This window comes from Rhodanobacter ginsenosidimutans (genome assembly GCF_042655685.1).
GTDB classification, from domain to species: Bacteria; Pseudomonadota; Gammaproteobacteria; order Xanthomonadales; family Rhodanobacteraceae; genus Rhodanobacter; species Rhodanobacter ginsenosidimutans.
Map to the genome: position 1 here is coordinate 68,245 of NZ_JBHSMM010000001.1, position 25,949 is coordinate 94,193.

At 65.4% G+C, this 25,949-nt stretch carries 17 protein-coding genes; 7 read left to right on the plus strand and 10 right to left on the minus strand.

All coding sequences use genetic code 11. The features are described 5' to 3' along the window. Nucleotides 1-183: 183 nt before the first annotated feature. Nucleotides 184-444 carry a GlsB/YeaQ/YmgE family stress response membrane protein gene (locus ACFPK0_RS00315; protein WP_056083492.1) on the plus strand — a complete coding sequence of 87 codons (261 nt, stop codon included), beginning with the start codon at nt 184-186 and terminating at the stop codon, nt 442-444. A 67-nt stretch (nt 445-511) separates the two neighbouring features. On the opposite strand, the gene ACFPK0_RS00320 is transcribed toward ACFPK0_RS00315, so the two are convergent. Together ACFPK0_RS00320 and ACFPK0_RS00325 are read right to left on the minus strand one after the other, a co-directional pair. Then, on the minus strand, nt 512-2,167 hold the full coding sequence (locus tag ACFPK0_RS00320; protein WP_377337544.1) for an MFS transporter: 1,656 nt from the start codon (nt 2,165-2,167) through the stop codon (nt 512-514). A 93-nt stretch (nt 2,168-2,260) separates the two neighbouring features. After that, the gene (locus tag ACFPK0_RS00325) at nt 2,261-3,625 is read right to left on the minus strand and encodes a DcaP family trimeric outer membrane transporter (RefSeq protein ID WP_377337546.1); all 1,365 of its coding nucleotides are present in this window, start codon (nt 3,623-3,625) and stop codon (nt 2,261-2,263) included. A gap of 211 nt (nt 3,626-3,836) precedes the next feature. Here ACFPK0_RS00325 and acs point away from each other — a divergent pair, with 211 nt between their 5' ends. The 4 genes from acs (at nt 3,837) to ACFPK0_RS00345 (ending at nt 12,909) form a co-directional block, all read left to right on the plus strand. Then, entirely contained in the window at nt 3,837-5,777 is a 1,941-nt protein-coding gene (gene acs / locus ACFPK0_RS00330) for an acetate--CoA ligase (RefSeq protein WP_056084277.1), read from the plus strand. A 109-nt stretch (nt 5,778-5,886) separates the two neighbouring features. Next, nucleotides 5,887-6,558, plus strand: coding sequence for a response regulator transcription factor (locus tag ACFPK0_RS00335; protein WP_056083485.1), 672 nt, complete (start codon nt 5,887-5,889; stop codon nt 6,556-6,558). Nucleotides 6,559-6,726: 168 nt separating this feature from the next. Then, complete coding sequence (locus ACFPK0_RS00340) at nt 6,727-11,427, plus strand: glutamate synthase-related protein (protein WP_377337549.1); 4,701 nt, start codon at nt 6,727-6,729, stop codon at nt 11,425-11,427. An 18-nt stretch (nt 11,428-11,445) separates the two neighbouring features. Beyond that, nucleotides 11,446-12,909 carry a glutamate synthase subunit beta gene (locus tag ACFPK0_RS00345; protein WP_377337551.1) on the plus strand — a complete coding sequence of 488 codons (1,464 nt, stop codon included), beginning with the start codon at nt 11,446-11,448 and terminating at the stop codon, nt 12,907-12,909. Nucleotides 12,910-12,984: 75 nt separating this feature from the next. On the opposite strand, the gene ACFPK0_RS00350 is transcribed toward ACFPK0_RS00345, so the two are convergent. Next, nucleotides 12,985-16,458, minus strand: a complete 3,474-nt coding sequence (locus tag ACFPK0_RS00350) for a hybrid sensor histidine kinase/response regulator (RefSeq protein WP_377337553.1) — start codon at nt 16,456-16,458, stop codon at nt 12,985-12,987. A gap of 240 nt (nt 16,459-16,698) precedes the next feature. On the opposite strand from ACFPK0_RS00350, the gene ACFPK0_RS00355 reads away from it, so the two are divergent. Further along, nucleotides 16,699-17,277 carry a 4'-phosphopantetheinyl transferase family protein gene (locus ACFPK0_RS00355; protein ID WP_377337556.1) on the plus strand — a complete coding sequence of 193 codons (579 nt, stop codon included), beginning with the start codon at nt 16,699-16,701 and terminating at the stop codon, nt 17,275-17,277. Nucleotides 17,278-17,354: 77 nt separating this feature from the next. Continuing rightward, the gene (locus ACFPK0_RS00360; protein ID WP_056084271.1) at nt 17,355-18,104 is read left to right on the plus strand and encodes a pyridoxine 5'-phosphate synthase; all 750 of its coding nucleotides are present in this window, start codon (nt 17,355-17,357) and stop codon (nt 18,102-18,104) included. 129 nt (nt 18,105-18,233) lie between these two features. On the opposite strand, the gene ACFPK0_RS00365 is transcribed toward ACFPK0_RS00360, so the two are convergent. From ACFPK0_RS00365 to recF, 7 genes are all read right to left on the minus strand, one after another. After that, nucleotides 18,234-18,638 (minus strand): ExbD/TolR family protein, encoded by a 405-nt coding sequence (locus ACFPK0_RS00365; protein ID WP_056083467.1) that lies wholly within the window; start codon nt 18,636-18,638, stop codon nt 18,234-18,236. Nucleotides 18,639-18,642: 4 nt separating this feature from the next. Further along, the gene (locus ACFPK0_RS00370) at nt 18,643-19,059 is read right to left on the minus strand and encodes an ExbD/TolR family protein (protein WP_007082486.1); all 417 of its coding nucleotides are present in this window, start codon (nt 19,057-19,059) and stop codon (nt 18,643-18,645) included. Between the two features lie 11 nt (nt 19,060-19,070). Continuing rightward, complete coding sequence (locus ACFPK0_RS00375; RefSeq protein WP_056083465.1) at nt 19,071-19,796, minus strand: MotA/TolQ/ExbB proton channel family protein; 726 nt, start codon at nt 19,794-19,796, stop codon at nt 19,071-19,073. A gap of 97 nt (nt 19,797-19,893) precedes the next feature. Beyond that, on the minus strand, nt 19,894-20,553 hold the full coding sequence (locus ACFPK0_RS00380; RefSeq protein WP_040671100.1) for an energy transducer TonB: 660 nt from the start codon (nt 20,551-20,553) through the stop codon (nt 19,894-19,896). Nucleotides 20,554-20,750: 197 nt separating this feature from the next. Next, a complete protein-coding gene (locus ACFPK0_RS00385; protein ID WP_377337561.1) occupies nt 20,751-22,043 on the minus strand; it encodes a tetratricopeptide repeat protein in 1,293 nt (430 codons plus the stop codon). Between the two features lie 222 nt (nt 22,044-22,265). Continuing rightward, a complete protein-coding gene (gene gyrB / locus ACFPK0_RS00390; protein ID WP_056607059.1) occupies nt 22,266-24,695 on the minus strand; it encodes a DNA topoisomerase (ATP-hydrolyzing) subunit B in 2,430 nt (809 codons plus the stop codon). A 103-nt stretch (nt 24,696-24,798) separates the two neighbouring features. After that, nucleotides 24,799-25,878, minus strand: coding sequence for a DNA replication/repair protein RecF (recF, locus tag ACFPK0_RS00395; RefSeq protein WP_377337562.1), 1,080 nt, complete (start codon nt 25,876-25,878; stop codon nt 24,799-24,801). Between the last annotated feature and the right edge of the window lie 71 nt (nt 25,879-25,949).

Consider the following 25,949-nt stretch of genomic DNA (forward strand, 5'->3'; position numbering starts at 1 on the left):
AAGCCACCCGCAAAGCCCGGTTGACCGGCTGTCACCGATGCAAGTGATGGCTCAAGCCATCGTCTCGATGACGGCGCCACCGCCGATCACAGTGGCTATACGTCTGAACCTCGACTCTTGCCCGGCGCGGTTCCGGGGCATCGCGCTACTCGACAACGCCCCCGTCTGATCAAGGAGTTCGTGATGACTGCCACTGGATTGATCATTTTTCTCGTCATTGGCGCGGTTGCCGGCTGGCTGGCCGGGCTGATCGTGCGCGGTTTCGGCTTTGGCCTGCTGGGCAATATCGTGGTCGGCATCATCGGTGCGTTCCTGGCCGGCTGGCTGCTGCCGGCGCTGGGCGTGGGTTTCAGCCTGGGCAGCCCGATCGTCACCAGCATCGTGTACGCGATGATCGGTGCGATCGTGTTGCTGGTGATCATCGGATTGATCAAGCGCGCCTGACCGGTGGGCGCAAAAGAAAACGCAGCGGCTCGCGCCGCTGCGTTTTTTTGTGGCCGCGACAGACCGCTCAGGCGGTGATGTCGACGTCCTTGGTTTCGCGCACGAACAGCATGCCGATCACGAAGGTCATCAACGCGATCACCACCGGATACCACAGGCCCGAGTAGATGTTGCCGGTGAGCGCCACGATGCCGAACGAGACCGACGGCAGGAAGCCACCGAACCAGCCGTTGCCGATGTGGTACGGCAGGCTCATCGAGGTGTAGCGGATCCGGGTGGGGAACATCTCCACCAGCCACGCCGCGATCGGGCCGTAGACCATGGTCACGTACAGCACCAGCAGGAACAGCAGGACCACCAGCATCGGATAGTTGCTGCGCGCCGGGTCCGCCTTGGCCGGGTAGCCGGCCTCGTCCAGCACGCTGCCGAGGGTGGCGCCGAACGCCTTGTTCTGTGCCGCGAAATCCGCCTTGCTCAGGCCGCTGCCTTCGAACGCATCGACGCTGGCGCTGCCCACGGTCACCTTGGCCAGCGAACCGGCCGGCGCCGCCTCGTTGTCGTAGGGCACGCCGCGCTTGGCCAGCGTGCTCTTGGCGACGTCGCACGAACTGGTGAAGGTGGAAGTGCCGGTGAGGTTGATCTGCAGGTGGCAGGTGGCGGGATCGGCCACCACCGTCACCGGCGCACTGGCGCGTGCCGCCTCGACACCCGGGTTGCCGTAGTGGGTGAGCCCCTTGAAGATCGGGAAGTACGTCAGCGCCGCCAGCAGGCAGCCGGCCAGCACCACCGGCTTGCGCCCGATCTTGTCGGACAGCCAGCCGAACACCACGAAAAACGGGGTGCCGATCAACAGCGCCGCGGCAATCAGCAATTGCGTGGTGGTGGCGTCGATCTTCAGCGTGCTGCCCAGGAAGTACATCGCGTAGAACTGGCCGCAGTACCACACCACGGCCTGGCCGGCGGTGGCGCCGAACAGGGCCAGCAGCACCAGTTTCAGGTTGCCCCAGCGGGCGAACGATTCGGTCAGCGGCGCCTTCGACGTCTTGCCTTCGTTCTTCATTTGCTGGAACACCGGCGACTCGGCCAGTTGCAGGCGGATGTAGACCGACACGATCAGCAGCAGCGACGAGATCAGGAACGGAACGCGCCAGCCCCAGTCGTCGAACTTGTCACCCAGCAGCCACTTGCAGCCCAGGATCACCAGCAGCGACAGGAACAGGCCGAAGGTGGCGGTGATCTGGATGAAACTGGTGTACAGGCCACGTTTCCCCGGCGGCGCATGCTCGGCCACGTAGGTGGCGGCGCCGCCGTATTCACCGCCCAGCGCCAGGCCCTGCAGCATGCGCAGCAGGATCAGGATCACCGGTGCGGCCACGCCGATCGAGCCGTAACTGGGCAACAGGCCCACGAAGAAGGTGGACAGGCCCATGATCACGATGGTGATCAGGAAGGTGTATTTGCGCCCGACCAGGTCGCCGACGCGGCCGAACACCAGCGCGCCGAACGGGCGCACCGCGAAGCCGGCGGCGAAGGCCAGCAGGGCGAACACCAGCTGGCTGGCCTCGTTGAGGCCGGAGAAGAACTGGTGGCCGATGATCACGGCCAACGACCCGTATAGATAGAAGTCGTACCACTCGAACACGGTACCCAGGCTGGATGCCAGGATCACCCGCTTGTGGCTGACGTCGAGCGCGGGACGCCCGTCAATCGCAGTGGTTGCCATGCTGTACTCCCCTTGGTAATGGATCGCCGCCCTCCCTTGCGGGTGGACGGCCATCGGTTCAAAGCCAGTGGCGCGCCGGCAAACCGGCGCCGGTCAGAACGAGTATTTGGCGGTGAACTGCAGCCGCTGCAGTTTGCCCGAGTCGTTGTTCTCCAACACGCGGCGACCCCAGGCGTATTCCGCGCCGAGATCCACCTTGGGCAGGGGCGAATAGAGCAGGTTCACGTGCGCGCTTTCGGTGTGCCGGTTAGCCGCCGGGCCAGTGAGCGCCACATCGTTGTCGATGCCGTTGCGCGCCACCATCAGGTTCATCCGCAGGCGGTCGTCGAACGCGTGGTGCCAGGCCAGATACGCGGCCCAGACCCGGCGGGTCTCGATGTCGCTGGCGGCGTTCAACATGCCGTCGGCGGCGAAGTTCGCCAGGCCCACGTAGCGGCCGATGCCCTTGCCCACGGTGGCGCTGTAACGCAAATCATCGTTGCTGCCGAGCACGGCCTTGCCCATCACGCTGACGCCACCGGCGGTGGCGGTGCTGGTGTCGCTGGGCAGCGCGTCGTTGCGGCCATCGGTGCGCAGCTGGCGCAGCAGGCCGGCCACGCCGAAGAAGCCCCAGTCGCCCTTCCAGGTGTAGCGCGCGGTGAGGTCGGGCATCACGTTGTGGTCGGGCGAAAGCTGCGCGCTGCCGCCTTGGTACGGCGTGACCGTGGTGTGCGGGTTTTCCAGCGCCACCGCGAAACCGCCGCTGGTGTAGCGCAACTGCGCCTGGCGCACGAACACGGTGCCGTCGGTGACGCCGATGAAGTCGACCGCCTCCGGCAGCGCGTTCGGGTCCATGAAGTTGGTCCAGGTCTGGCCGGCCAGCCAGTTGTTCCAGTACAGGTAGGCGTGGCGCAGGGTGAGTCCGTAGCCGTTGCTGGCGTTCTCGTTGCCCAGCGAGTTGCCGAAGAAATCCCACTCCAGGAAGGCGCCGACCTTGTCGCCGCCGTCGGTGAGGCTGTCCACGCCCACGCCGATGCGCGAGAACTTGGCGTGCATGTCGCTGTAGCTGGCCGACTTGCCGCCGATCGGCGTGGCGCCGGGCAGGTACAAGTCGCGCGCCGCGTTCTGGTCGCCCAGATAGCCGTCCGTATGGGTGGACATGAAATCGGTCTTGATGAAGCCGCCGATCTTCACCTTGGTGTTGGCATACGCGTTGCCGGGCGTGGTCAACACCACTTCGTGCGCGGCGGGTGTGGCGGCGACAGTCTTCGCCGGGGCCGCGGCCGGAGCTTGCGCCTGCGCGGCCTGCGCCTGCACCAAACTCTTCAGCTCGTTCAACTGCTGCTCCAGCTGCGCCACGCGCTGCTCGAGCTGTTGTTCGCGTGTATCGCTTTGCGCATGCGCCGCCAGCGGCAGGCTGAGAGCGCAGGCCACGCCAAGCGCCAGCGCCTTGTAGCGGTTTGGGTATCGCGTGGTCATGCGGCTCTCCCCGGTGGTTGTCGAGTTGAGCATGGCCATGCTGCGGCGCGCGCCGCTATTCGCCTTTGGTCGCAATTCGACCAAAGTCGATGCGCGCGGCCGCCTGCCGCCCGCTGACGATGGGGCTACACTCGATCGTCAGGTGGCGTCGACGCCGCCAAGCCATCCATTCATCGATGCCGCCCATGCGGCGGCCAGCAGGAGGCCAGCCATGTCCAAGCTTTATCCGGTCAACCCCGAATTCGCCGCGGCGGCGCGCGTCAGCGCGGACGATTACGCGCGTCTTTACGACGAATCGATCAAGGACCCGGAAGGGTTCTGGAAGCGCATCGGCCAGCGCGTCGACTGGATCAAGCCGCCGACCAGGATCAAGGATGTCTCGTTCGACCCGTCCGACCTGCACATCCGCTGGTACGAGGACGGCCAGCTCAATGTCAGCGCCAACTGCCTCGACCGCCAGCTGGAAAAGCGCGGCGACAAGGTGGCGATCATCTTCGAGGGCGATGACCCGAAGGACTCGCGCCGCATCACCTACCGCGAGCTGCATGCCGAAGTGTGCAAGTTCGCCAACACGCTGAAGAACCTCGGCGTGGTCAAGGGCGACCGCATCGCGATCTACCTGCCGATGATTCCGGAGGCGGCGGTGGCGATGCTGGCCTGCGCCCGCATCGGCGCGATCCACTCGGTGGTGTTCGGCGGCTTCTCGCCCGATTCGCTGGCCGGCCGCATCGTCGATTCAAAAGCCAAGGTGGTGATCACCGCCGACGAAGGCCTGCGCGCCAGCAAGCACATCCCGCTGAAGGTCAACGTGGACGCCGCGCTGGAACGCCCCGGAACCAGCAGCGTGGAAACCGTGATCGTGGTGCGCCACACCGGCGGCCCGATCAACATGCAGTCGCCGCGCGACCGCTGGTACCACACGCTGATGGAGGGCCAGTCCACCGATTGCGCACCCACCCCGGTCGAGGCCGAGCACCCGCTGTTCGTGCTGTACACCTCCGGCTCCACCGGCAAGCCCAAGGGCGTGCTGCACACCACCGGCGGCTATCTGGTCTACATCAGCTACACCCACGAACTGGTGTTCGACCTGCGCGAGGACGATGTCTACTGGTGCACCGCCGACGTGGGCTGGGTCACCGGCCACAGCTACGTGGTGTACGGCCCGCTCTGCAACGGCGCCACCACGGTGATGTTCGAGGGCGTGCCGAACTACCCCGACCACAGCCGCTTCTGGCAGGTGATCGACAAGCACAAGGTCAGCCTGTTCTACACCGCGCCCACCGCGATCCGCGCGCTGATGCGCGAGGGCGAGGAGCCGGTGAAGAAGACCTCGCGCAAGTCGCTGCGCCTGCTGGGCTCGGTCGGCGAGCCGATCAACCCCGAGGCCTGGGAGTGGTACAACCGCGTGGTCGGCGAAAACCGCTGCCCCATCGTGGACACCTGGTGGCAGACCGAAACCGGCGGCATCATGATCTCGCCGCTGCCCGGCGCCATCGCCACCAAGCCCGGCTCCGCCACGCGACCGTTCTTCGGCGTCACCCCCGCCATCGTCGATGCAGACGGCAAGGTGCTGGAAGGCGAGGCCGAGGGCAACCTGCTGATCACCACCTCGTGGCCGGGCCAGGTGCGCACCATCTACGGCGACCACCAGCGCTTCATCGACACCTATTTCAGCGCCTACCCCGGCAACTACTTCTCGGGCGACGGCGTGCGCCGCGACGAAGACGGCTACTACTGGATCACCGGCCGCGTCGACGACGTGATCAACGTCAGCGGCCATCGCCTGGGCACCGCCGAGGTGGAAAGCGCGCTGGTGTCCCACCCGAAGGTGGCCGAGGCCGCCGTGGTCGGCTGCCCGCACGACATCAAGGGCCAGGGCATCTACGCCTACGTCACCCTGGTGGTCGGCGAAACCGGCAGCGACGACCTGCGCAAGGAACTGGTCGCCTGGGTGCGCAAGGAAATCGGCCCCATCGCCACGCCCGATTACCTGCAGTGGGCGCCGGGCCTGCCCAAGACCCGCTCGGGCAAGATCATGCGCCGCATCCTGCGCAAGATCGGCGAGAACAAACCCGACCAACTGGGCGACATCACCACCCTGGCCGACCCCGGCGTAGTGCAGAACCTGGTGGATGAGCGGTTGATCAAGTAGTACCGGGAATGGGGAATGGAGAATGGGGAATCGGTGCGCAAGCGCGCACTTCCCCGCAAACCTCGTACATCCATTCCCTATTCCCCATTCCCTACTCCCGGCTCTCCCCATGCCCGACATCCTGATCGCCGATGACCACCCGCTGTTTCGCGATGCGTTGCAGCGGGCGGTATTGACGGCGGTGCCGCAGGCGCAGGTGCATGCGGCCGACAGTGTGCATGCCTTGCTGGCGCTGATCGAACGGCTGCCCGACGCGGATCTGTTGCTGCTGGATCTGCACATGCCCGGTGCCCGCGGCTACTCCGCGCTGGCGCATATCCGCGGCCAGTATCCCGGCCTGCCGACCATCGTGGTCTCCGGTCACGAGGAGCCGCAGGTGGCGCGCCGCGCGCTGGGTCACGGCGCGTCGGCTTACATCCCCAAGTCCAGTCCCGGCGAAGACATCGTGGCGGCGATCCGCGCCGTGCTCGATGGCGACGTCTGGCTGCCGCCGACGCTGGTGGGCGCCGCGGCCGAACTGCCACCGGACGAAGCCGCCGTCGCCGCCCAGGTGGCGACGCTGACTCCGCAGCAGTTCCGGGTGATGACGATGATCGCCGAGGGCCTGCTCAACAAGCAGATTGCCTGGGAGCTGGGCGTCTCCGAAGCCACCGTGAAGGCGCACATGACCGCGATCATGCGCAAGCTGGGGGTCGGCAACCGCACCCAGGTGGCATTGGTCGCCAGCCATCTGGCGGTGGACCAGCAAAGCCCGCCGCCGCTGCCGGACGGCGCCGGCTGAGCGAGCGCCGGGCAGACGCCGGCAAGGTCGGAAATTCGTACGGTCGTTTGCCCGTTTTTCGGGCTGATCGGCGCTTCCGGTTCGGCCTCATATACGGCTATTTGATTTTTCTTGCTTTTTTGTTGCAGCGCACTATAGTCGATACTCCCCTTTTTCCGGGATCGACACATGGAACAACCGCGCGCACAGGGTCTTTACGACCCAAGCAATGAACATGACGCCTGTGGCGTGGGTTTCGTCGCCCATATCAAGGGTAGGAAAACGCACGAAATCGTCCAGCAGGGATTGATGATCCTGCGCAACCTGGACCATCGCGGCGCCGTCGGCGCCGACCCGTTGATGGGCGATGGCGCCGGCATCCTGATCCAGATCCCCGACGGCTTCTACCGCGAGGAGATGGCGGCGCAGGGCGTGGTGCTGCCACCCCCGGGCGAATACGGCGTGGGCATGGTGTTCCTGCCCAAGGAACACGCCTCCCGGCTGGCCTGCGAGCAGGAGCTGGAGCGCTCGGTGCACGCCGAGGGGCAAGTGGTGCTGGGCTGGCGCGACGTGCGCGTGGACGATGCGATGCCGATGTCGCCCGCGGTGAAGGCGCGCGAGCCGGTGATCCGCCAGATCTTCATCGGTCGCGGCCCGGACATCATGGTGCCCGACGCGCTGGAGCGGAAGCTCTACGTGATCCGCAAGACCTCCAGCCACGCCATCCGCGCGCTGCACCTGAAGCACGGCCAGGAATACTTCGTGCCCTCGATGTCGACCCGCACGGTCGTCTACAAGGGCCTGCTGCTGGCCGGCCAGGTGGGCCAGTACTACCTCGACCTGGCCGACCCGCGCACGGTGTCGGCACTGGCGATGGTGCACCAGCGCTTCTCCACCAACACCTTCCCCGCGTGGGAGCTGGCCCATCCGTACCGCATGATCGCCCACAACGGCGAGATCAACACGGTCAAGGGCAACGTCAACTGGATCAACGCGCGCACCGGCGCGATCTCCTCGCCCGTGCTGGGCGACGACCTGCAGAAGCTGTGGCCGCTGATCTACCCCGGCCAGTCCGACACGGCGTCGTTCGACAACTGCCTCGAATTGCTGACGATGGGCGGTTACCCGCTGTCGCAGGCGATGATGATGATGATTCCCGAGGCTTGGGAACGTCACACGCTGATGGACGACAACCGTCGCGCGTTCTACGAATACCACGCCGCGATGATGGAGCCGTGGGACGGCCCCGCCGCGATCGCCTTCACCGATGGCCGCCAGGTGGGCGCCACGCTGGACCGCAACGGCCTGCGCCCGGCGCGCTACGTGATCACCGACGACGACCTGGTGATCCTGGCCTCCGAGGCCGGCGTGCTGCCGGTACCGGAATCGCGCATCGTGAAGAAGTGGCGGTTGCAGCCGGGCAAGATGCTGCTGATCGACATGGAAGCGGGCCGCATCATCGACGACAAGGAGCTGAAGGATCAGCTGGCCAACGCCAAGCCGTACAAGCAGTGGATCGAACACATCCGGATCAAGCTGGACGATCTGCCGGCGGCGCGCACGGAGCCACGTTCCACCGAGACCCTGCTCGATCGCCAGCAGGCGTTCGGCTACTCGCAGGAAGACCTGAAGTTCCAGCTGCTGCCGATGGCGCAGGCGGGCGAGGAAGCGATCGGCGCGATGGGCAACGACTCGCCGCTGGCCGTGCTGTCGGACAAGAACAAGTCGCTGTACCAGTATTTCCGCCAGCTGTTCGCGCAGGTCACCAATCCGTCGATCGACCCGATCCGCGAGCAGATGGTGATGTCGCTGGTGTCCTTCATCGGCCCGAAGCCGAACCTGCTGGACATCAACAACATCAACCCGCCGTTGCGGCTCGAGGTATCGCAGCCGGTGCTGGACTTCGCCGAGATGGCCAAGATCCGCGACATCGAGCGCTACTCCAAGGGCAAGTTCCGCAGCTTCGAGCTGGACATCAGCTACCCCGCGGCATGGGGCAAGGCCGGCATCGAGGCGCGGCTGGCTTCACTGTGCGCCCAGGCCACCGACGCGATCCGCCTCGGCCACAACATCCTGATCGTCTCCGACCGCGGCGCCAGCCGCGAGCGCGTGGCCATCCCGGCGTTGTTGGCCACCTCTGCCGTGCACCAGCATCTGGTAACGATGGGCCTGCGCACCAGCACCGGCCTGGTGGTGGAAACCGGTTCCGCCCGTGAGGTGCACCACTTCGCCCTGCTGGCCGGCTACGGCGCCGAAGCGATCCATCCCTACCTGGCGATGGAAACCCTGGCGCACGTCTGCGCCAGTGGCGAGGTGAAGCCGGAAAAGGCGATCACCAACTACATCAAGGCGATCAACAAGGGCTTGCAGAAGGTGATGTCCAAGATGGGCATTTCCACCTACATGTCCTACACCGGCGCGCAGATCTTCGAGGCCGTGGGCCTGAACCGCGAGCTGATCGACAAGTATTTCACCGGCACCACCTCCAACATCGAGGGCATCGGCCTGTTCGAAGTGGCCGAGGAAGCCCTGCGCACGCACGCCGCCGCCTACAGCGACGACCCGGTGCTGGCCGATCGGCTGGACCCGGGCGGCGAGTACGCCTGGCGCGTGCGCGGCGACGAGCACATGTGGACGCCGGACGTGGTGGCCAAGCTGCAGCACGCCACGCGCTCCAACAACGGCCAGACCTACAAGGAATACGCGCAGCTCATCAACGACCAGTCCAAGCGCCACATGACGCTGCGCGGCCTGTTCGAGTTCCGCATCGACCCGGCCGCGGCGATCCCGCTGGACGAGGTCGAGCCGGCGAAGGAAATCGTCAAGCGCTTCGTCACCGGCGCGATGTCGCTGGGCTCGATCTCCACCGAGGCGCACACCACGCTGGCGATCGCGATGAACCGCATCGGCGGCAAGTCCAACACCGGCGAAGGCGGTGAGGACGAGGCGCGCTACCAGAACGAGCAGCGCGGCATCGCGATCAAGCAGGGCGACACCGTTGCCGGCCTGCTCGGCGCGGCGCACATCGAACGCGACCTGGTGTTGCAGGATGGCGATTCGCTGCGCTCGCGCATCAAGCAGGTGGCCTCGGGCCGCTTCGGCGTCACCGCCGCCTACCTGATGTCCGCCGACCAGATCCAGATCAAGATCTCGCAGGGCGCCAAGCCGGGCGAAGGCGGCCAGCTGCCGGGCCACAAGGTGTCCGACTACATCGCGCAGCTGCGCTTCTCGGTGCCGGGTGTGGGCCTGATTTCGCCACCGCCGCATCACGACATCTACTCCATCGAGGATCTGGCCCAGCTCATCCACGATCTGAAGAACTGCAACCCGCAGGCCTCGATCTCGGTGAAGCTGGTGTCGGAAGTGGGCGTGGGCACGGTGGCCGCGGGCGTGGCCAAGTGCAAGGCCGACCATGTGGTGATCGCCGGTCATGACGGCGGCACCGGCGCCTCGCCGTGGTCGTCGATCAAGCATGCCGGCACGCCGTGGGAACTGGGCCTGGCCGAAACCCAGCAGACGCTGGTGCTGAACCACCTGCGCGGGCGCATCCGGGTGCAGGCCGATGGCCAGATGAAGACGGGTCGCGACGTGGTGATCGGCGCGCTGTTGGGCGCCGACGAGTTCGGCTTCGCCACCGCGCCGCTGGTGGTGGAAGGCTGCATCATGATGCGCAAATGCCACCTCAACACCTGCCCGGTCGGCGTGGCCACGCAGGACCCGGTGCTGCGCAAGAAGTTCTCGGGCAAGCCCGAGCACGTGGTGAACTACTTCTTCTTTGTCGCCGAGGAGGCCCGCGCGCTGATGGCGCAGCTGGGCATCCGCCGCTTCGAGGACCTGGTCGGCCGCGCCGACCTGCTCGACACGCGCCAGAGCATCGCGCACTGGAAAGCCAGCGGGCTGGACTTCAGCCGCGTGTTCCATCGCCCGGAGGTTCCCGCGGACGTGGCCGTGCGCCATGTCGCCGAGCAGGATCACGGCCTGGATCGCGCCACCGGCAAGGCACTCGACCATACCCTGATCGACAAGGCACAGCCGGCGCTGGAGCATGGCGAAAAGACCAGCTTCATCGTCAGCGTGCGCAACGTCAATCGCACCGTGGGCACGATGTTGTCCGGTGAAGTGGCGCGTCGCTACGGCCACGTCGGCTTGCCGGACGACACCATCCACATCCAGCTGGACGGTGTCGGCGGGCAGAGCTTCGGCGCGTTCCTGGCCCGCGGCATCACCCTGGACCTGGTCGGCGAAGCCAACGACTACGTCGGCAAGGGCCTGTCCGGCGGCCGCATCGTCGTGCGCTCGCCGAACGACTTCCACGGCTTCGGCCCCGAACACATCATCGTGGGCAACACCGTGCTGTACGGCGCCACCGAAGGCGAGGCGTATTTCAACGGCGTGGCCGGCGAACGCTTCGCGGTGCGCAACTCCGGCTGCACCGCGGTGGTCGAGGGCGTGGGCGACCACGGCTGCGAATACATGACCGGCGGCACCGTGGTGGTGCTGGGCGACACCGGCCGCAATTTCGCCGCGGGCATGTCCGGTGGCGTGGCCTACGTCTACGACCCCGACGGCGTCTTCGAGCACAAATGCAACCTGGCGATGGTCGGCATCGAGCCGCTGCTGTCGGGCGTGGAGCAAGAACTGCGCATCCCGCGCGAGTTGTGGCACGCCGCCTCGCGCGGCGCCACGGGCGAAACCGACGAGGCGATCGTGCGGCGGCTGGTGGAAGCGCATTTCCGCTACACCGGCAGCTTCCGCGCCAAGGAGATCCTGCACGACTGGCCGACCGCGCGTGCGCGTTTCGTCAAGGTGATGCCGGCCGAATACCGCCGCGCACTTTCCGAACTGCACCAGCGCGCCGTACTGGCATCCACCGAGAAGGCCACGGCCTGAGCCGCGAAGGAATAGACAATGGGCAAGATCACTGGCTTTCTCGAATACCCCCGTCAGGTGGAAACCGCCGAGGCACCCGTGCAGCGGGTCAAGCACTGGCGCGAATTTACCCAGCAGCTGACCGATGAGCAGGCGAAAATCCAGGGCGCGCGCTGCATGGATTGCGGCACCCCGTTCTGTCACCACGGCTGCCCGGTCAACAACATCATTCCGGACTTCAACGACCTGGTGTACCGGCAGGACTGGAAGCACGCGATCGAGGTGCTGCATTCCACCAACAACTTCCCCGAGTTCACCGGCCGCATCTGCCCCGCCCCGTGCGAGGCCGCCTGCACACTGAATATCAACAGCGATGCAGTCGGCATCAAGTCGATCGAGCACAAGATCATCGACAAGGCGTGGGAGGAAGGCTGGGTCACGCCGCAGCCGGCCGCCGTCAAAACCGGCTGGAAAGTCGCCGTGGTCGGTTCCGGCCCGGCCGGCCTGGCCGCCGCGCAGCAGCTGGCGCGGGTGGGCCATGCGGTGACCGTGTTCGAGAAGAATGACCGCGTCGGCGGCCTGCTGCGCTACGGCATCCCCGATTTCAAGCTGGAAAAAAGCCATATCGACCGGCGCGTGAAGCAGATGCGCGCCGAGGGTGTGCAGTTTCGCACCAGCGTCTTCGTGGGTGCGGCGGCGGACGCCGCCCGCTACGGCAAGGTCGAGGCGGTCACGCCCGAGCAGTTGCAGGCCGAGTTCGACGCGGTGATCATCGCCGGCGGCTCCGAGACGCCGCGCGACCTGCCGGTGCCCGGGCGTGAGCTGAAGGGGGTCCATTTCGCGATGGATTTCCTGCCGCAGCAGAACAAGGTGGTGGCCGGTGATCGGCTGAAGCACCAGACGCTGGCCACCGCCAAGAAGGTGGTGGTGATCGGCGGTGGCGATACCGGCTCCGACTGCGTGGGTACCTCCAACCGCCAGGGCGCGATTTCGGTGACCCAGTTCGAGCTGCTGCCGCAACCGCCGGCGCAGGAGAACAAGCCACTGGTGTGGCCGTACTGGCCGCTGCGCCTGCGTACCTCGACCTCGCATGAGGAAGGTTGCCAGCGCGACTGGTCCGTGGCCACCAAGCACTTCAACGACGACGGCAAGGGCAACGTGAAGAGCCTCACCGGCGTGCGGCTGGAGTGGAAGGACGGCAAGATGAGCGAAGTCGCCGGCAGCGAATTCGAGATTGCCGCCGACCTGGTGCTGCTGGCGATGGGCTTCGTGTCGCCCGTGCAGGCGGTGCTGGATGCGTTCGGCGTGGACAAGGACGCCCGCGGCAATGCCAAGGCCAGCACCGACGGCGCCGCCAGCTACCGCACCAGCGTCGACAAGGTATTCGCCGCCGGCGACATGCGTCGCGGGCAATCGCTGGTGGTCTGGGCGATCCGCGAGGGGCGCCAGTGCGCCCACGCCGTGGACGAGTTCCTGATGGGCGTTTCTACGCTGCCGCGTTGAGCTGATACCGACGATACGCTGCGCGCCATCCGGCGCGCAGCGCAGTGATTACCTGCCGAACTCCCGCCCCCGTTGTTAGTCGCCGCTACCCTGCGGCCGCAGCGGCGAAGCCAGCAACGCCCGCAACGCCGCCGGCTTCACCGGCTTGTGCAGCAGTGGATAACCCAGCGCCCGCGCCCGCTGTTTCAGCTCGACACTGCCATCGGCGGTGATGATGGCCGCCGGCGGCAACTGCGCGAAGTCGGCCCGCAATTGCTCCAATGCCTGCAAGCCATCGGTGTCGTCGGCCAGATGGTAGTCGGCGAGGATCAGGTCGACCGGCCCGCGTTGCAATTCGATGCGCGCCTGCGTCACGTCCACCGCGGTGCGGCAATCCACGCCCCATCGACCGAGCAGTGCACGCATGCCATCGAGGATGGATTCATCGTTGTCCAGGCACAGCACGGTCAGCGGCAGTCGTGCATCCGGCCCACGCTGCAGGATCTTGTGCCGCCGCGGCGCCACCGGTTCATTGCGCGGCACGGTGACCGCGAAGCAGCTGCCATGGCCGGGGCGCGAATGCAGGTCGAGCCGATGGCCGAGAATGCCGGCCAGCCGATCGCAGATCGACAGGCCCAGCCCCAGCCCTTTCTCGCCCCACGGTGACGGCTGCTCCAGCCGCTGGAACTCGTCGAAGATGCGCGCCCGCTGCTCCGCCGCGATGCCGGGGCCCGAGTCCCACACTTCGATCCGCACCTCGTCGCCCATCCGCCGCGCGCCCAGCAGCACGCCGCCCTGGCGCGTGTAGCGCAAGGCATTGGAGAGAAAGTTCTGCAGCACGCGTCGCAACAGCTGCGGATCGCTGCGCACGGCGAGGCGGGTCGTCGCCACCCGCAGTTTCAGGCCACGTTGCTCGGCCACCACGGCGAACTGCGCCTGCAGCGATTCGAACAGCTCCGCCAGCGCGAAGCCGCTCACTTCGGGCCGGTAGCTGCCCGTATCCAGGCGCGACGTATCGAGCAAGGCGTCGAGCAGGTCCTCGGCGGAGCGGAACGAGGCGTCGATGCGTTCGGCCAGCTGGCTGGCTTCGGCATCCAGCCCCGGATGCTGGCGCAGGGCCGAGGTGAACAGCCGCGCCGCGTTCAGCGGTTGCAGCAAATCGTGGCTGGCCGCGGCGAGGAAGCGGGTCTTGGAGATGTTGGCCGTTTCCGCCGCCCGGCGGGCATGCGCCGTGGCGACCAGGGATTCGGACAGCTCCGCAGTGCGCTGCTCCACCCGCAGTTCCAGGGTTTCGTTGGCCTCGATCAGGGCCTGCTCGGCATGCTTGTAGGCGGTGACATCGGTATACGTGGTGACGTAGCCGCCGCCCGGCAGCGCGCGCCCACGCATCTCGATCACGGTGCCATCGGGTCGTGTGCGCTGGAACAGGTGCGACGAGCCGGCCCGCATGTAGTCGATGCGTTTGGCCACATGGCCGTCCACTTCGCCGGGGCCGCATTCGCCGAGCTCCGCGTTGCGGCGGATCAGGTCGGCCACCGGCACGCCCACGTGGACCATGCCGTCGGGGTAGTCGAAGAGTTCCAGGTAGCGGCGGTTCCACGCGACCAGGCGCATGTCTGCATCGACCACGCTGATTCCCTGCGACACGTTCTCCAGCGTGGTGGAAAGCAGCTCGCGGTTGAAGCGCAGCTCCTGCGACGCCTCGTCCATCAGCGCCATCGACTCGGCCAGGTCCAGCCCGCTGCCGGACAGCGCGCCGATCAGGATGCGCCGCGCGTTGGCCGCGCCCACCGCCGAGGCCAGCAGGCGCTCGGTGTACTGGATCAGCGCCCGATCCGCCGTCTCGCCCGCCAGCAGCGGCCGCTCGCGCCGCGTCCCGTATTCATCGAACGCCCGCCGGGCGCTGCGCTCGCCCACGATGCGTTCGGCGATGGTGCGCAGGTCGCCCACCACCACGCGGCCGCGCCAATCGCCGGGCCCGCCCCGCCCGGCCGGGTCGGCATCGATGAACACCGCCGCGTGCAGGCGCTCCTCCAGGCTGGGCCGAAAGCGCAACGACACGAACACCAGGCAGCCCACGTTCACCAGCAACGACCAGAACGTGCCGTGCATCACCGGATCCCAGCCGCTGAGCTGGAACAGCGCCTGCGGTCGCAGCCAGCCCAGGCCGAGCGGGCCATGCTGCAGCCATGCACCCGAGCGGCTCAACGCCGGCAGCAGCAAGGTGTAACCCCAGACCGCGAAGCCACTGAGCAAACCGGTGACCACGCCACGGCGACTGGCCCCGCGCCAGTACAGGGCGGCAATCAACGCGGGCGCGAACTGCGCCACTGCGGCGAAGGCCAGCAATCCGGTAGCCGCCAGGTTTTCCGCGTTGGCCGCCAGCCGGTAGTAGACGTAGGCCATCAGCGCCAACACCACGATGGCCACCCGGCGCACGGCCAGCACCAGCTGCGACAAGTCATCGCGCTGTTCCAGCCGCAACCAGCGGATACGCAACAACGCGGGCATCACCAGGTCGTTGCTGATCATGGTGGACAGCGCCACCGAGGCCACGATCACCATGCCGGTTGCCGCGGAGAATCCACCGATGAAGGCCAGCAGGGCGACGCCGCTGTCCCCGTACGCCAGCGGCAGCGTGAGCACCCAGGCATCGGCGGCGCCATCACGCACGACGGGCATGTGCGTGCCCGCTGCCACGATGGGCAGCACCGCCATGCTGATGATGGCCAGGTAGATCGGCACCATCCAGCGCGCGCGCTTCAGGTCATCGACTTCCTCGCATTCCACCACGCCGATCTGGAACTGGCGCGGCAGGCAGAACATGGCGCAGAACGCCAACATGGTTTGCGCCAGAAAACCTGACGAGAGCCCGTGGCTGAGCTGGTCCATCGGCAGCTGCACCGTGGCTACCAGACCCGGCCCACGCCATAGCGCGTAACCGGCCAACGCCACGAACGCCACCAGCTTGATCAACGACTCCAGCGCGATCGCCAGCATCATGCCGTGATGGTGTTCGGTCGCATCGATGCTGCGCGTACCGAACAGGATCGCGAACACGGCCAGCAGCGCCGCGCACCACAACGCGCTGTCCACGCCGTCCGCCGGCAGCGGCACCGACGCATGCCCGCCGAGCACGCCATACGACATGGCCACGGCCTTGAACTGCAATGCGATGTACGGCACTACGGCAGTCACCGCAATGACAGCTACCAGCGCCGCCAGGCCATGGGACTTGCCGAACCGCGCGCCGATGAAGTCGGCGATCGAGGTGATGTTGCGCTGGCCCACGATCCGCACGATCCGCTGCGTCAAGCCGAAGCCGAACACGAACAGCAGGATCGGCCCCAGGTAGATTGGCAGGTAGGCCAGGCCGTCGCGCGCCGCCGTTCCGACCGCACCGTAGAACGTCCACGAGGAGCAGTACACCGCCAGCGCAAAACTGTAGATGACGGGACGCAGTTTCGGCTGGCGCGGGTAGAGCGGCCGGCGATCGCCCGCGTAGGCAACCACGAACAGCACGCCCACATACAGGAGCGATACCAGCAGCAGCAGCCAACCCTGTATCAAGCCCCTCTCCCGGCAAACGAACGACGCGGCCTCGATGACGTTTCGCGTGGGCGGCGTCGACACCGAAAGCCCCCGACGGCGCCTCGCTGTGGCAACTTGCACGGCAACCGGTCGAGCCGATGATCAGGCCGCGCCGTGCTTGTACCCAGGCACGGTGAACGTCACCATGGTGGAATGACGATCGCCGACACACCCCGCCTTGGCAACGTAGCAGAGCCCCTGCACGATGACGAGATCCACGTGTGGAAACTGGATTATCAACGCGCCGAGGGTCGCCGGCCGCTGATCCGGCTGTTGGCCCGCTACCTCGCGATCGACCCGTCCGCGGTGGAGTTGCGCGAGGGCGACCATGGCCGGCCAGCCCTGGCCGCGATTCACGTTGATGCGCTGGATTTCAACTGGTCGCACAGCGGCGACCACGCACTGATCGCCGTCGCCCGCGGCATCACGCCAGGCGTGGACATCGAGCGCCAGCGTCCGCGGCCCAAGGCGCTGGAAATCGCACAGCGGTTTTTCAGCGACGACGAAATTGCGGTGCTGGCCAGCGCCGCACCCGAGCGTCGCGGCGGGGTTTTCCTTGATATATGGACGGCCAAGGAAGCGCTGCTGAAAGCGCATGGCCACGGACTGTCGTTCGGCCTGGATCGGCTCAGCGTCGTCGGCGACGACGCACTGATCCAGCTGCGTCGGTTCGATGGCGAGGATGTGGGCGGTTGGCAGCTGCAGCCGCTTGCGCTGGGCCAGGCTTTTGTCGGTGCGCTGGCATGGCGTGGTGAGGCGCGACGGATTCGGCTGAGGGCGCTTGCCAGCGCCGTTTGATTGGTGCACTGTTTTCGGCCACGCAGCGATTCCGCATCCGATCAGCCGTTGCCTCCGCCACCTGCATCGACTCCGCCATGACTTTGCTCAGCGTCAATCTCAACAAGATCGCGGTCCTTCGCAATTCGCGCGGCGATACCGAACCCGATATCTGCCAGGCGGCACGTACCTGCATCGAGGCGGGCTGCGGCGGTATCACGGTGCACCCGCGGCCGGACCTGCGTCATGTCCGACCCGACGACGTGCGTGCGCTGGCTACCCTGCTGCGCGGCCGGGTCGAATACAACATCGAGGGCAATCCGTTTGCCGGTCCGCGCGGCGCCTACCCCGGCTTGATCGCGCTGGCGCGCGAAGTGCGTCCGACCCAGGTCACCCTGGTACCGGACAGCGACGGGCAGATCACCTCCGACCACGGCTTCGATATCCTGCGCGACATCGAACGGCTGCGTCCGCTCGTCGCCGAACTCTGCGAACTGGGGTGCCGTGTCAGCCTGTTCGTCGACGCGGACAACACGACCCGCGCCTTCGAGCAGGCTGCGGCGATCGGCGTGCAACGCATCGAGATCTATACCGGCCCCTATGCCAAGGCGTTCGCCGAGGATGCGCCTGGCCTGGCACTGGAAGCTTGCGTCACCACGGCGCGGTGCGCGCAGCAGGCTGGCCTGGCGGTCAACGCCGGCCACGATCTCAGCCAGAAAAACCTGGGCACGTTCAAGGCAGCCATCCCCGGTCTGGCGGAAGTCTCCATCGGCCACGCGCTGATCGGCGAAGCCCTGTACGAGGGCCTCGCCGTCACCGTACGCAACTACCTGCAGATCCTGCGCTGAGTCGTCGTGGCGCGCCGCCGGCGCGTAGGCGAAGGCGATTTCCGATACAACAGGTTCGATTTCCACCCACAAAAAACCCCGCCGAAGCGGGGTTTTTTGTTTATCTCATGCAACCGGTTGTTGACCGAATCAATCGCCTTCGGTGAAGCCGATCTTCACGAGGTTGTAGCTTTTCGCGTCAGCCAGCACGCGCGCCACGTACTCGTAAGCCACCGTATCGGCTGCGTTGATCTGGATCTCCGGCTGATTGGTCTGCTGGGCGATGACCGCCAGCTGCGCCTTGAGTCCCAGCTCATCGACCGGCGTGTCGTTCCAGTAGAACCCACCACCGGCATCGATCTTCAGTCGAATGGGATCGAGCGGATTCGGTGGATTGATCACGTTCGGATTCGGCTGCGGCAGATCGACCTTGATCTTGTGGGCGAGTACCGGCGCCGTGATCATGAAGATGATCAACAGCACCAGCATCACGTCGACCAACGGGGTAACGTTGATCTCCGACATCGGTCCACTGGTATTGGTACTGAATGCCATCTCGTTACTCCTTGCCGGTCGTCATGAACCCGACATGGACCATGCCAGCGTCCTTGGCGTCGCCAAGAACCTTGCGCACAATCTTGTACTCGGTTGTCTTGTCCGCACGGATCTGCAGTTCCGGCTGCGGCGACTTCTGCGCGTTCACCGCGAACTGTGCCCGCAACTCCACATCCGTGACCGGGTGATCGTTGAAGTACAAGCTGCCATCCTGCTTGATCGCCAGATCCAGCGGCGGCACCGGCATTTCATCGTCCTTCACCTTCGGATTGGCGGTAGGCAGGTCAATCGTGATGCTGTGTGACATCAGCGGCGCGGTAATCATGAAGATGATCAGGAGAACCAACATCACGTCGACGAGCGGCGTAACGTTGATTTCCGACATCGGCCCGCCGTTATTGCCACCGGTACTCATGCCCATGGGTCAATCCCTCACTTCTGGCTTTCGACGCGCGAACCGGTGGCGAAGAAGTCATGAAGGTCGTGCGCGAATTCGTCGAAACGAGCGTAGGTCAGACGGTTCGAGCGGTTGAAGAAGTTGAACGCGAACAGCGCCGGGATAGCGGCGAACAGACCGAACGCGGTCATGATCAGCGCCTCACCGACCGGACCTGCCACGGCGTTCATCGACGCGTTGCCGGTAGCAGCAATGCCGATCAGCGCGTGGTAGATGCCCCACACGGTACCGAGCAGACCGACGAACGGTGCCGCCGAACCCACGGTGGCGAGCAGGGTGAGACCGCCTTCCAGACGGAGGCTCTCGCGGGCCACGGCCTGGCGCAGGGCGCGGTCGATGAATTCCGAACGGCTCAGCGATTCGGCCAGGCGACCAGGCGCACCGGCAACCGACTGCTGGTGATGGGCAACCGCGGAAGCGGCATCCAGCGCGATCTTGGAGAACGGTTCGCCCTTGGGCTGGGCTTCCAGCTCACGGATGGCGTCCTGGGTGGAGGCGTTGCCCCAGAAATCGTTGATCACCTTGTCGGCACGCGAACGCACCTGGGCGTTGCGGATACCGTTGGCAATGATGAAGTACCAGGAAAGGAACGACATCACGACCAGCGTGATGAAAACCACCCAGCCAAGCCAGTCGAAGTTCTGTGCCAGGTTGGCGAAGCCCATCTGTTTCATGGCTTCGGCGTTGGTATTGCCACCCATGACGGGAGTGGCATCGGACGGTGCAGGAGTCTGTAGGAACATAACGCTACCCTAGGGAAGTCAAGCGTGAACTGAGAATGTGACCGGAGGAGCCCGATTACATCTGGTTGAGATTGAAGTTGACGGGAACGCGAGCGTACCCCTCGACCTTTTGTCCGTTTCGTACTGTGGGATTGAAGCGCCAGCGTCGTGCTGCGTCCATAGCCGCACGATCAAGCTCGTGGAAACCGCTGGATTTGTCGACCTTGATGTCCTTCGGCGAACCATCCGTGCCCACCAGGATCATCAACACTACCGTACCCTCGTGCCGCATGCGGATCGCCTGTGGCGGGTACCGCGGCTGGATACGGCTGTTGTAGCTCAGATCCTGGCTGGCCGTGATCTCGGTCGGCGGTGCGGGCGGTGCCGGTGGTGCCGGCGGCGGAGCCTGCACGGCCATCTGCGACACCTCTTCCACTGCCGGCGGCGGAGCCGGCGGCGGCGGTGTCGGCGGCGGCACGACCTGCTTGATGATTTTCGGTGGCGGCTGTTTTGGCGGTTCCGGCGGCGGCGGCGGCGGCGGTGGCGGCGGCGGCGGCGGCGGAATGAAGCTCACCTGGACGATGTGTTCCTTGGCTTTCTGTTCTTTCTGATGTGGCGCCATCGGCGCGATCAGCAACAGGAACGCGAAAGCATGCAGCCCGACGGCCACTGCCAACGCCCAGGTGCGTTTCCAACTGAATGGTTCACGCCCGTTTTCTTCGTTACTAGAGGCCATCTGTCAACTTTCTGAAGCTAGTCAATCGGAGTGGACGTGCCGCAGCGCATGGGTCGAGCCTTGCCCTCTCGGACAGCACTCGCCGCTGGGGATACGCGGGGAAGAATTTTCAACGGTACAACAGCACGAGGCATTTGTATAGCACCCGTGAATAACGCAAATGGACGTCCATCTGCTTCACGGGTGCGCAGGGCTGTTTACTTGCTCACACCAGCGGTTTTAAGCCACGCCTTGGCCTTTTCTGCGGTTTCCGGCTGCTGCGCTGCCTGCTTCATGGCGGCGATCGCTGCCGGCTTGTTCTTGAGGCCACGTTCGGTCTCGGCCAGCAACATGTAGGCCGTGCCCTTGTGCTTCACGCCCTTCTGGATCGCCTGTTCAAGCAGCGGCTTGGCCTGGCTGAACTTGTTTTCCACCATCAGCAGATGCGCGGCGCGCAGGGCGGATTCGCCATCGGTAGCCTGCGGCAGTGCCAGGTTGTACGCGGCGATCGCCTTGTCCGAATTGCCGGCCATCTCGTACGACTGACCCATGAGCTTGTAGGTCTCGCTGTTGCCGGTGATCGTGTGCTTGGCGATGCCGTCCTGGAGCACCTGGGCCGCCTTCGCCGCGTTCGGTGCCGGGTCATTGCTGCTCTGCGCCTGCAGCAGGTAGAGCTTGGCCAGGGTCATGTTGTCCTTTTCGTCGGTCAACGTGCCTGCGGCGCGGGCCTTCTCCAGCAGCTGGATGGCCTCGGGGTATTTTTCGGCATTGACCAGCACCGATACGGCATTGGCGCGGGCCTCCGGATCATTCGGGTTGGCAGCGAGCTGCTCCTGCGCCAGCTTCATCGCCTGGTCTTTCTGGCCGCTTTGCGCATAGCTGGCCATCAGGATCTGGTCCCAGCTTTCCTTCGGCTTGTCGGTCATCGATTTGGCCTTCTGGACGGCCGCAATCGCCTCGGGGTATTTCTCCAGCCGGTAGTAGGCGTTGCCTTCGAGTGCGTACGAGTCGGCGGTTTCCTTCTTGCCCTCGGCGCGCCATTTCGCAATGGTGTCCAGCGTCGCCTGGTATTGCTCGTCGGCCATCTGGAATTGCGCCAGTTCGTAGAGCAACTGGAAGTAGGTGTCGTTGGGCATCACGCCGATGGCCAGCGATTTCTGCAAGGTGCCGATGGCGCCCTTGACGTCGCCGTCGTTGTACTTGAGGTTGGCCAGCCCTTGCAGCGCCAGAGCCTGGGCATATTTGCTCTTGCTGCTTTCGACGATCGGCTCCAGCACCTGTTCGGCTTTTGCCTTGTCACCCAGGCTGACCGCATCGAGGCCTTCGTTGATCGCCTTCTGATCCTTCTTGCTGGTCAGGTCGAGCTTGGGCGCTTCACGGGTCGCGTCGGGATACAACGCTTCCTTCTTGTCGGTGTCCGCCTTGTGCGGGCGCGCCATCAGCGGGCTGCTGATCAGGGCCAGCGCGACGGTCGCGCCAGCCAGCGTCCGAAACAGATGAAAGGGCTTCATGACGGTCCTCGTGGTTAGGGGGTTCACGCTGACGCGTGAGGGGTCGCTGAGCGTAGCGCGTCCCGGCGCACGGTGACAAGCGTTGATTTATAAAATAAACATTAAGTATTTCAATTACTTAGATGTTTCTTGCGCGAACCTTTCGGATTGTCCACCTTTTTCCGGACATATTTGATCGGACGAAGCCGAGCCGGGCATCACATTCGCGATTGCCCGACGCGCTTAGATGTCCAGGTTCGCCACCTTCAACGCATTGGTTTCGATGAAGTCGCGGCGCGGTTCCACCGCCTCGCCCATCAGCATGGAGAAGATCTGATCGGCGGCGATGGCGTCCTCGATACCCACTTGCAGCATGCGGCGGGTGTCGGGGTTGACCGTGGTGTCCCACAGCTGCTCCGGGTTCATTTCACCCAGGCCCTTGAAGCGCTGGATGCTGCGGCCTTTTTTAGCCTCGTCCAGCAGCCAGTTGCGGGCATCGACGAAATTCAGCACGCCGCGCGACGCGTTGCCGCGACGCACGACCGCTTCGGGCTGGATCAAGCCCGCAATCTGCTGGCTGATCGCCAGCAACGGGCGGAACTCGTTGCTGCTGAAGAACGGCTGCGGCAGGAACCAGGTATGGCTGAGGCCATGCTGTTCCTTCACCACCTCGATCGCCGGCGGATGCTCATCGTGGCCGGGACGCAGGGACAGGCGGTAGTGCGGCTTGCCGAGCCCGCTGGCGGCCAGGCGCTGCGCGGCGCCGTCCAGCCAGGCTTGCATGGCGGTCGCATCGGCCCACAGCGCCGGTTCGATCGGCGGATGTTCCAGCAGCGCGTTGAGCACCGCCGCGTCGAAGCGATGGGCCAGCTTGGCGATCTGGTCCTGGGCGTACTGGTAGCCGCGCAGCAGTTTCTCCAATGCTTCGCCGGTGATCGGCGGCGCATCCGGGCTGTAGGTCAACGAGGCATTGTCGACGGCGCTGGAGATCAGATAGTCGTTCAGCGCGGTGTCGTCCTTGATGTACAGCTCCTGCTTGCCCTGCTTCACCTTGTACAGCGGCGGCAGGCCGATGTAGATGTGGCCGCGCTCGATCAGTTCGGGCATCTGCCGGTAGAAGAAGGTCAGCAGCAGGGTGCGGATGTGCGAGCCGTCGACGTCCGCATCGGTCATCAGGATGATGCGGTGGTAGCGCAACTTGTCCGGGTTGTACTCGTCCTTGCCGATGCCGGTGCCCAGCGCGGTGATCAGCGTGCCCACCTCGGCCGAGGACAGCATGCGATCGAAGCGCGCCTTTTCCACGTTGAGGATCTTGCCCTTCAACGGCAGTACGGCCTGGGTCTTGCGGTTGCGGCCCTGCTTGGCCGAGCCGCCGGCGGAATCACCCTCGACCAGGAACAGTTCGCACAAGGCCGGGTCCTTCTCCTGACAGTCGGCCAGCTTGCCGGGCAGACCGGCGATGTCCAGCGCGCCCTTGCGGCGGGTCATCTCGCGGGCCTTGCGTGCAGCTTCACGGGCACGGGCGGCATCGACCACCTTGGAGGCGATCGCCTTGGCCTCGTTGGGGTGTTCCAGCAGGAATTCGCCCAACTTTTCGTTGACGACCTGCTCCACCACCGTCTTGACCTCGGACGACACCAGCTTGTCCTTGGTCTGCGACGAGAATTTCGGATCGGGCACCTTCACCGACAGCACCGCGATCATGCCCTCGCGCATGTCATCGCCCGAAGGCATGACCTTGGCGCTCTTGGCAATGCCGGACTTTTCGATGTAGTTCTGCAACGAGCGTGTCAGTGCGGCGCGGAAACCGGTGAGGTGGGTGCCGCCATCGCGCTGCGGGATGTTGTTGGTGAAGCAGAACATCGTTTCCTGGTAGGAATCGGTCCACTGCATGGCCACTTCCACCACGATGCCGTCGTGTTCGGCGGTGAGGCTGATCACGTTGGGGTGCAGCGCTGTCTTCAATTGCGCCAGATGCTGCACGAAAGAGCGGATGCCGCCTTCGTAGGCGAACGTGTCCTGTCGGCCGTCGCCGCGCTCGTCGGTCAGCACGATGGTGACGCCGGAATTCAGGAATGACAGCTCGCGCAGGCGTTTGGCCAGCACTTCGTAGTGGAACTCGATGTTGTTGGTGAAGGTTGCCGGGCTCGGCAGGAAGCGCACCAGGGTGCCGCGCTTGGTGGAGGGACCGACCACCTTCAGCGGGTACAGCGGTTCACCCAGGGAATATTCCTGCAGGTGCTCCAGGCCGTTGCGGTAGATCGTCAGCCACAGGTGCTCGCTCAAGGCGTTGACCACCGAGACGCCCACGCCATGCAGGCCGCCGGAGACCTTGTACGAGTTGGCGTCGAACTTGCCGCCGGCGTGCAGCACCGTCATCACCACTTCCGCGGTGGAGCGCCCTTCCTCGGGGTGCATGTCCACCGGGATGCCACGGCCGTTGTCGCTGATGCTTACCGAACCATCCTCGTGGATGGTCACCGTCACCCGGTCGCAATAGCCGGCCAGCGCTTCGTCGATCGCGTTGTCGACCACCTCGAACACCATGTGGTGCAGGCCGGTGCCGTCATCGGTATCACCGATGTACATGCCTGGCCGTTTGCGTACGGCTTCCAGGCCCTTGAGGACCTTGATGTTGCTGGAGTCGTAGGTGGAGTCTTGGGATTCGTTCATGCGTTGCCCGTTTCCTGGCGCCAGAACCCGCCCGACGCGGCGCCATGTAAGCCGGGCAAGGGTTATGCAAGGTTATGCAATCTGGGTAGATGCAACCTATGGATTATAGCAGGGGCGCCACATTGCCCTGTTCCACATGGAACAACCGGTGCGGCACGGCCTTCAGCGGCGTCGGCAAATCGGTGCCGGTCAGCAGGACTTGGGCGCCCGCGGCCTCCAGCTCGGTGACCACGGCCTGCTGATGCGCCTGATCCAGCTCGGAAGCCAGATCATCGAGGCAGACGACCGGCCATTCACCGCGATCGCGCGCGAAGAGCGCCGCCTGCGCCAGGAGGCATGCCAGAGCCGTGAGCTTTTCCTGGCCACGCGACAAGTGCTCGCGCAACGGCGCATGGGCGAACGCGATAGACCAGTCCGCCCGGTGCACGCCGAACGTGGTGTGTCCCCTGATCCGATCGCGGGGGCGCTGCTCCCGCAGTGCATCGGCGAGATCGACGCCATCGGGCCAGCCCCGCTTGTAGCGCAGCTCCACGTCACCCAACTCCGGCAGCAGGCCGGCGGTGCTGGCGGACAACAAGGGTTCCAGCTGCTGCAGGTAGTCCTGGCGCAGCGCCTCGATGGCCTGGGCGGCGTGGGACAGCTCGGCCTCCCACGGCTGGTAAAGCTCGTCGGACACTGTGGCCGACCGCAACAAGGCATTGCGCTGCTTCAATGCGCGCTGGTAGCGGCGCCAATTATCCAGGAAAGCATGTTCCACATGGAACACACCCCAATCCAGGTAGCGCCGGCGTTCTTCCGCCGCACCCGCTATCAGCGCGTGCGACCCCGGTTCGAAGCACACTACGGCGCATTCTCCCACCAGGGCGCCCAGTGCCACCTTCTCGCCGTCGATCTTCGCATCCCATCGTGGCGACCCTGCCCGCCCCAGCCCGACCCGGCTCGACCGCCCATCGTCATGCTTCAGCTCGGCAAACACCGCAAGCTCGGGCGCACCGCGCTGCAGTAGCGCCTCCTTGGCACCGCTGCGGAACGAGCGCGCATGCGACAGCAGGAACGCAGCTTCCAGCATGCTGGTCTTGCCGGCGCCATTCGGGCCCTCGAACACGTTGATGCCCGGCCCCAGTTCCACATCCACCCGGGACAGGCAACGCAACCCCTGGATGCGCAACCGTTCAAATCGCATGCGGCAACCCCCGCACGAAAAAACGCCGGGCAGTCATGAGACGCCCGGCGCGTGTTTGCTCCAGCAAAGCT

Bases quoted from the DNA above. Each gene is read 5' to 3' on its own strand.
- ACFPK0_RS00380 (WP_040671100.1), bottom strand. From the start codon at position 20,553: ATGGCCTCTAGTAACGAAGAAAACGGGCGTGAACCATTCAGTTGGAAA.
- ACFPK0_RS00375 (WP_056083465.1), bottom strand. From the start codon at position 19,796: ATGGGTGGCAATACCAACGCCGAAGCCATGAAACAGATGGGCTTCGCC.
- ACFPK0_RS00365 (WP_056083467.1), bottom strand. From the start codon at position 18,638: ATGGCATTCAGTACCAATACCAGTGGACCGATGTCGGAGATCAACGTT.
- acs (WP_056084277.1), top strand. From the start codon at position 3,837: ATGTCCAAGCTTTATCCGGTCAACCCCGAATTCGCCGCGGCGGCGCGC.
- ACFPK0_RS00315 (WP_056083492.1), top strand. From the start codon at position 184: ATGACTGCCACTGGATTGATCATTTTTCTCGTCATTGGCGCGGTTGCC.
- recF (WP_377337562.1), bottom strand. From the start codon at position 25,878: ATGCGATTTGAACGGTTGCGCATCCAGGGGTTGCGTTGCCTGTCCCGG.
- ACFPK0_RS00360 (WP_056084271.1), top strand. From the start codon at position 17,355: ATGACTTTGCTCAGCGTCAATCTCAACAAGATCGCGGTCCTTCGCAAT.
- ACFPK0_RS00345 (WP_377337551.1), top strand. From the start codon at position 11,446: ATGGGCAAGATCACTGGCTTTCTCGAATACCCCCGTCAGGTGGAAACC.
- ACFPK0_RS00320 (WP_377337544.1), bottom strand. From the start codon at position 2,167: ATGGCAACCACTGCGATTGACGGGCGTCCCGCGCTCGACGTCAGCCAC.
- gyrB (WP_056607059.1), bottom strand. From the start codon at position 24,695: ATGAACGAATCCCAAGACTCCACCTACGACTCCAGCAACATCAAGGTC.
- ACFPK0_RS00325 (WP_377337546.1), bottom strand. From the start codon at position 3,625: ATGACCACGCGATACCCAAACCGCTACAAGGCGCTGGCGCTTGGCGTG.
- ACFPK0_RS00385 (WP_377337561.1), bottom strand. From the start codon at position 22,043: ATGAAGCCCTTTCATCTGTTTCGGACGCTGGCTGGCGCGACCGTCGCG.
- ACFPK0_RS00340 (WP_377337549.1), top strand. From the start codon at position 6,727: ATGGAACAACCGCGCGCACAGGGTCTTTACGACCCAAGCAATGAACAT.
- ACFPK0_RS00335 (WP_056083485.1), top strand. From the start codon at position 5,887: ATGCCCGACATCCTGATCGCCGATGACCACCCGCTGTTTCGCGATGCG.
- ACFPK0_RS00370 (WP_007082486.1), bottom strand. From the start codon at position 19,059: ATGGGCATGAGTACCGGTGGCAATAACGGCGGGCCGATGTCGGAAATC.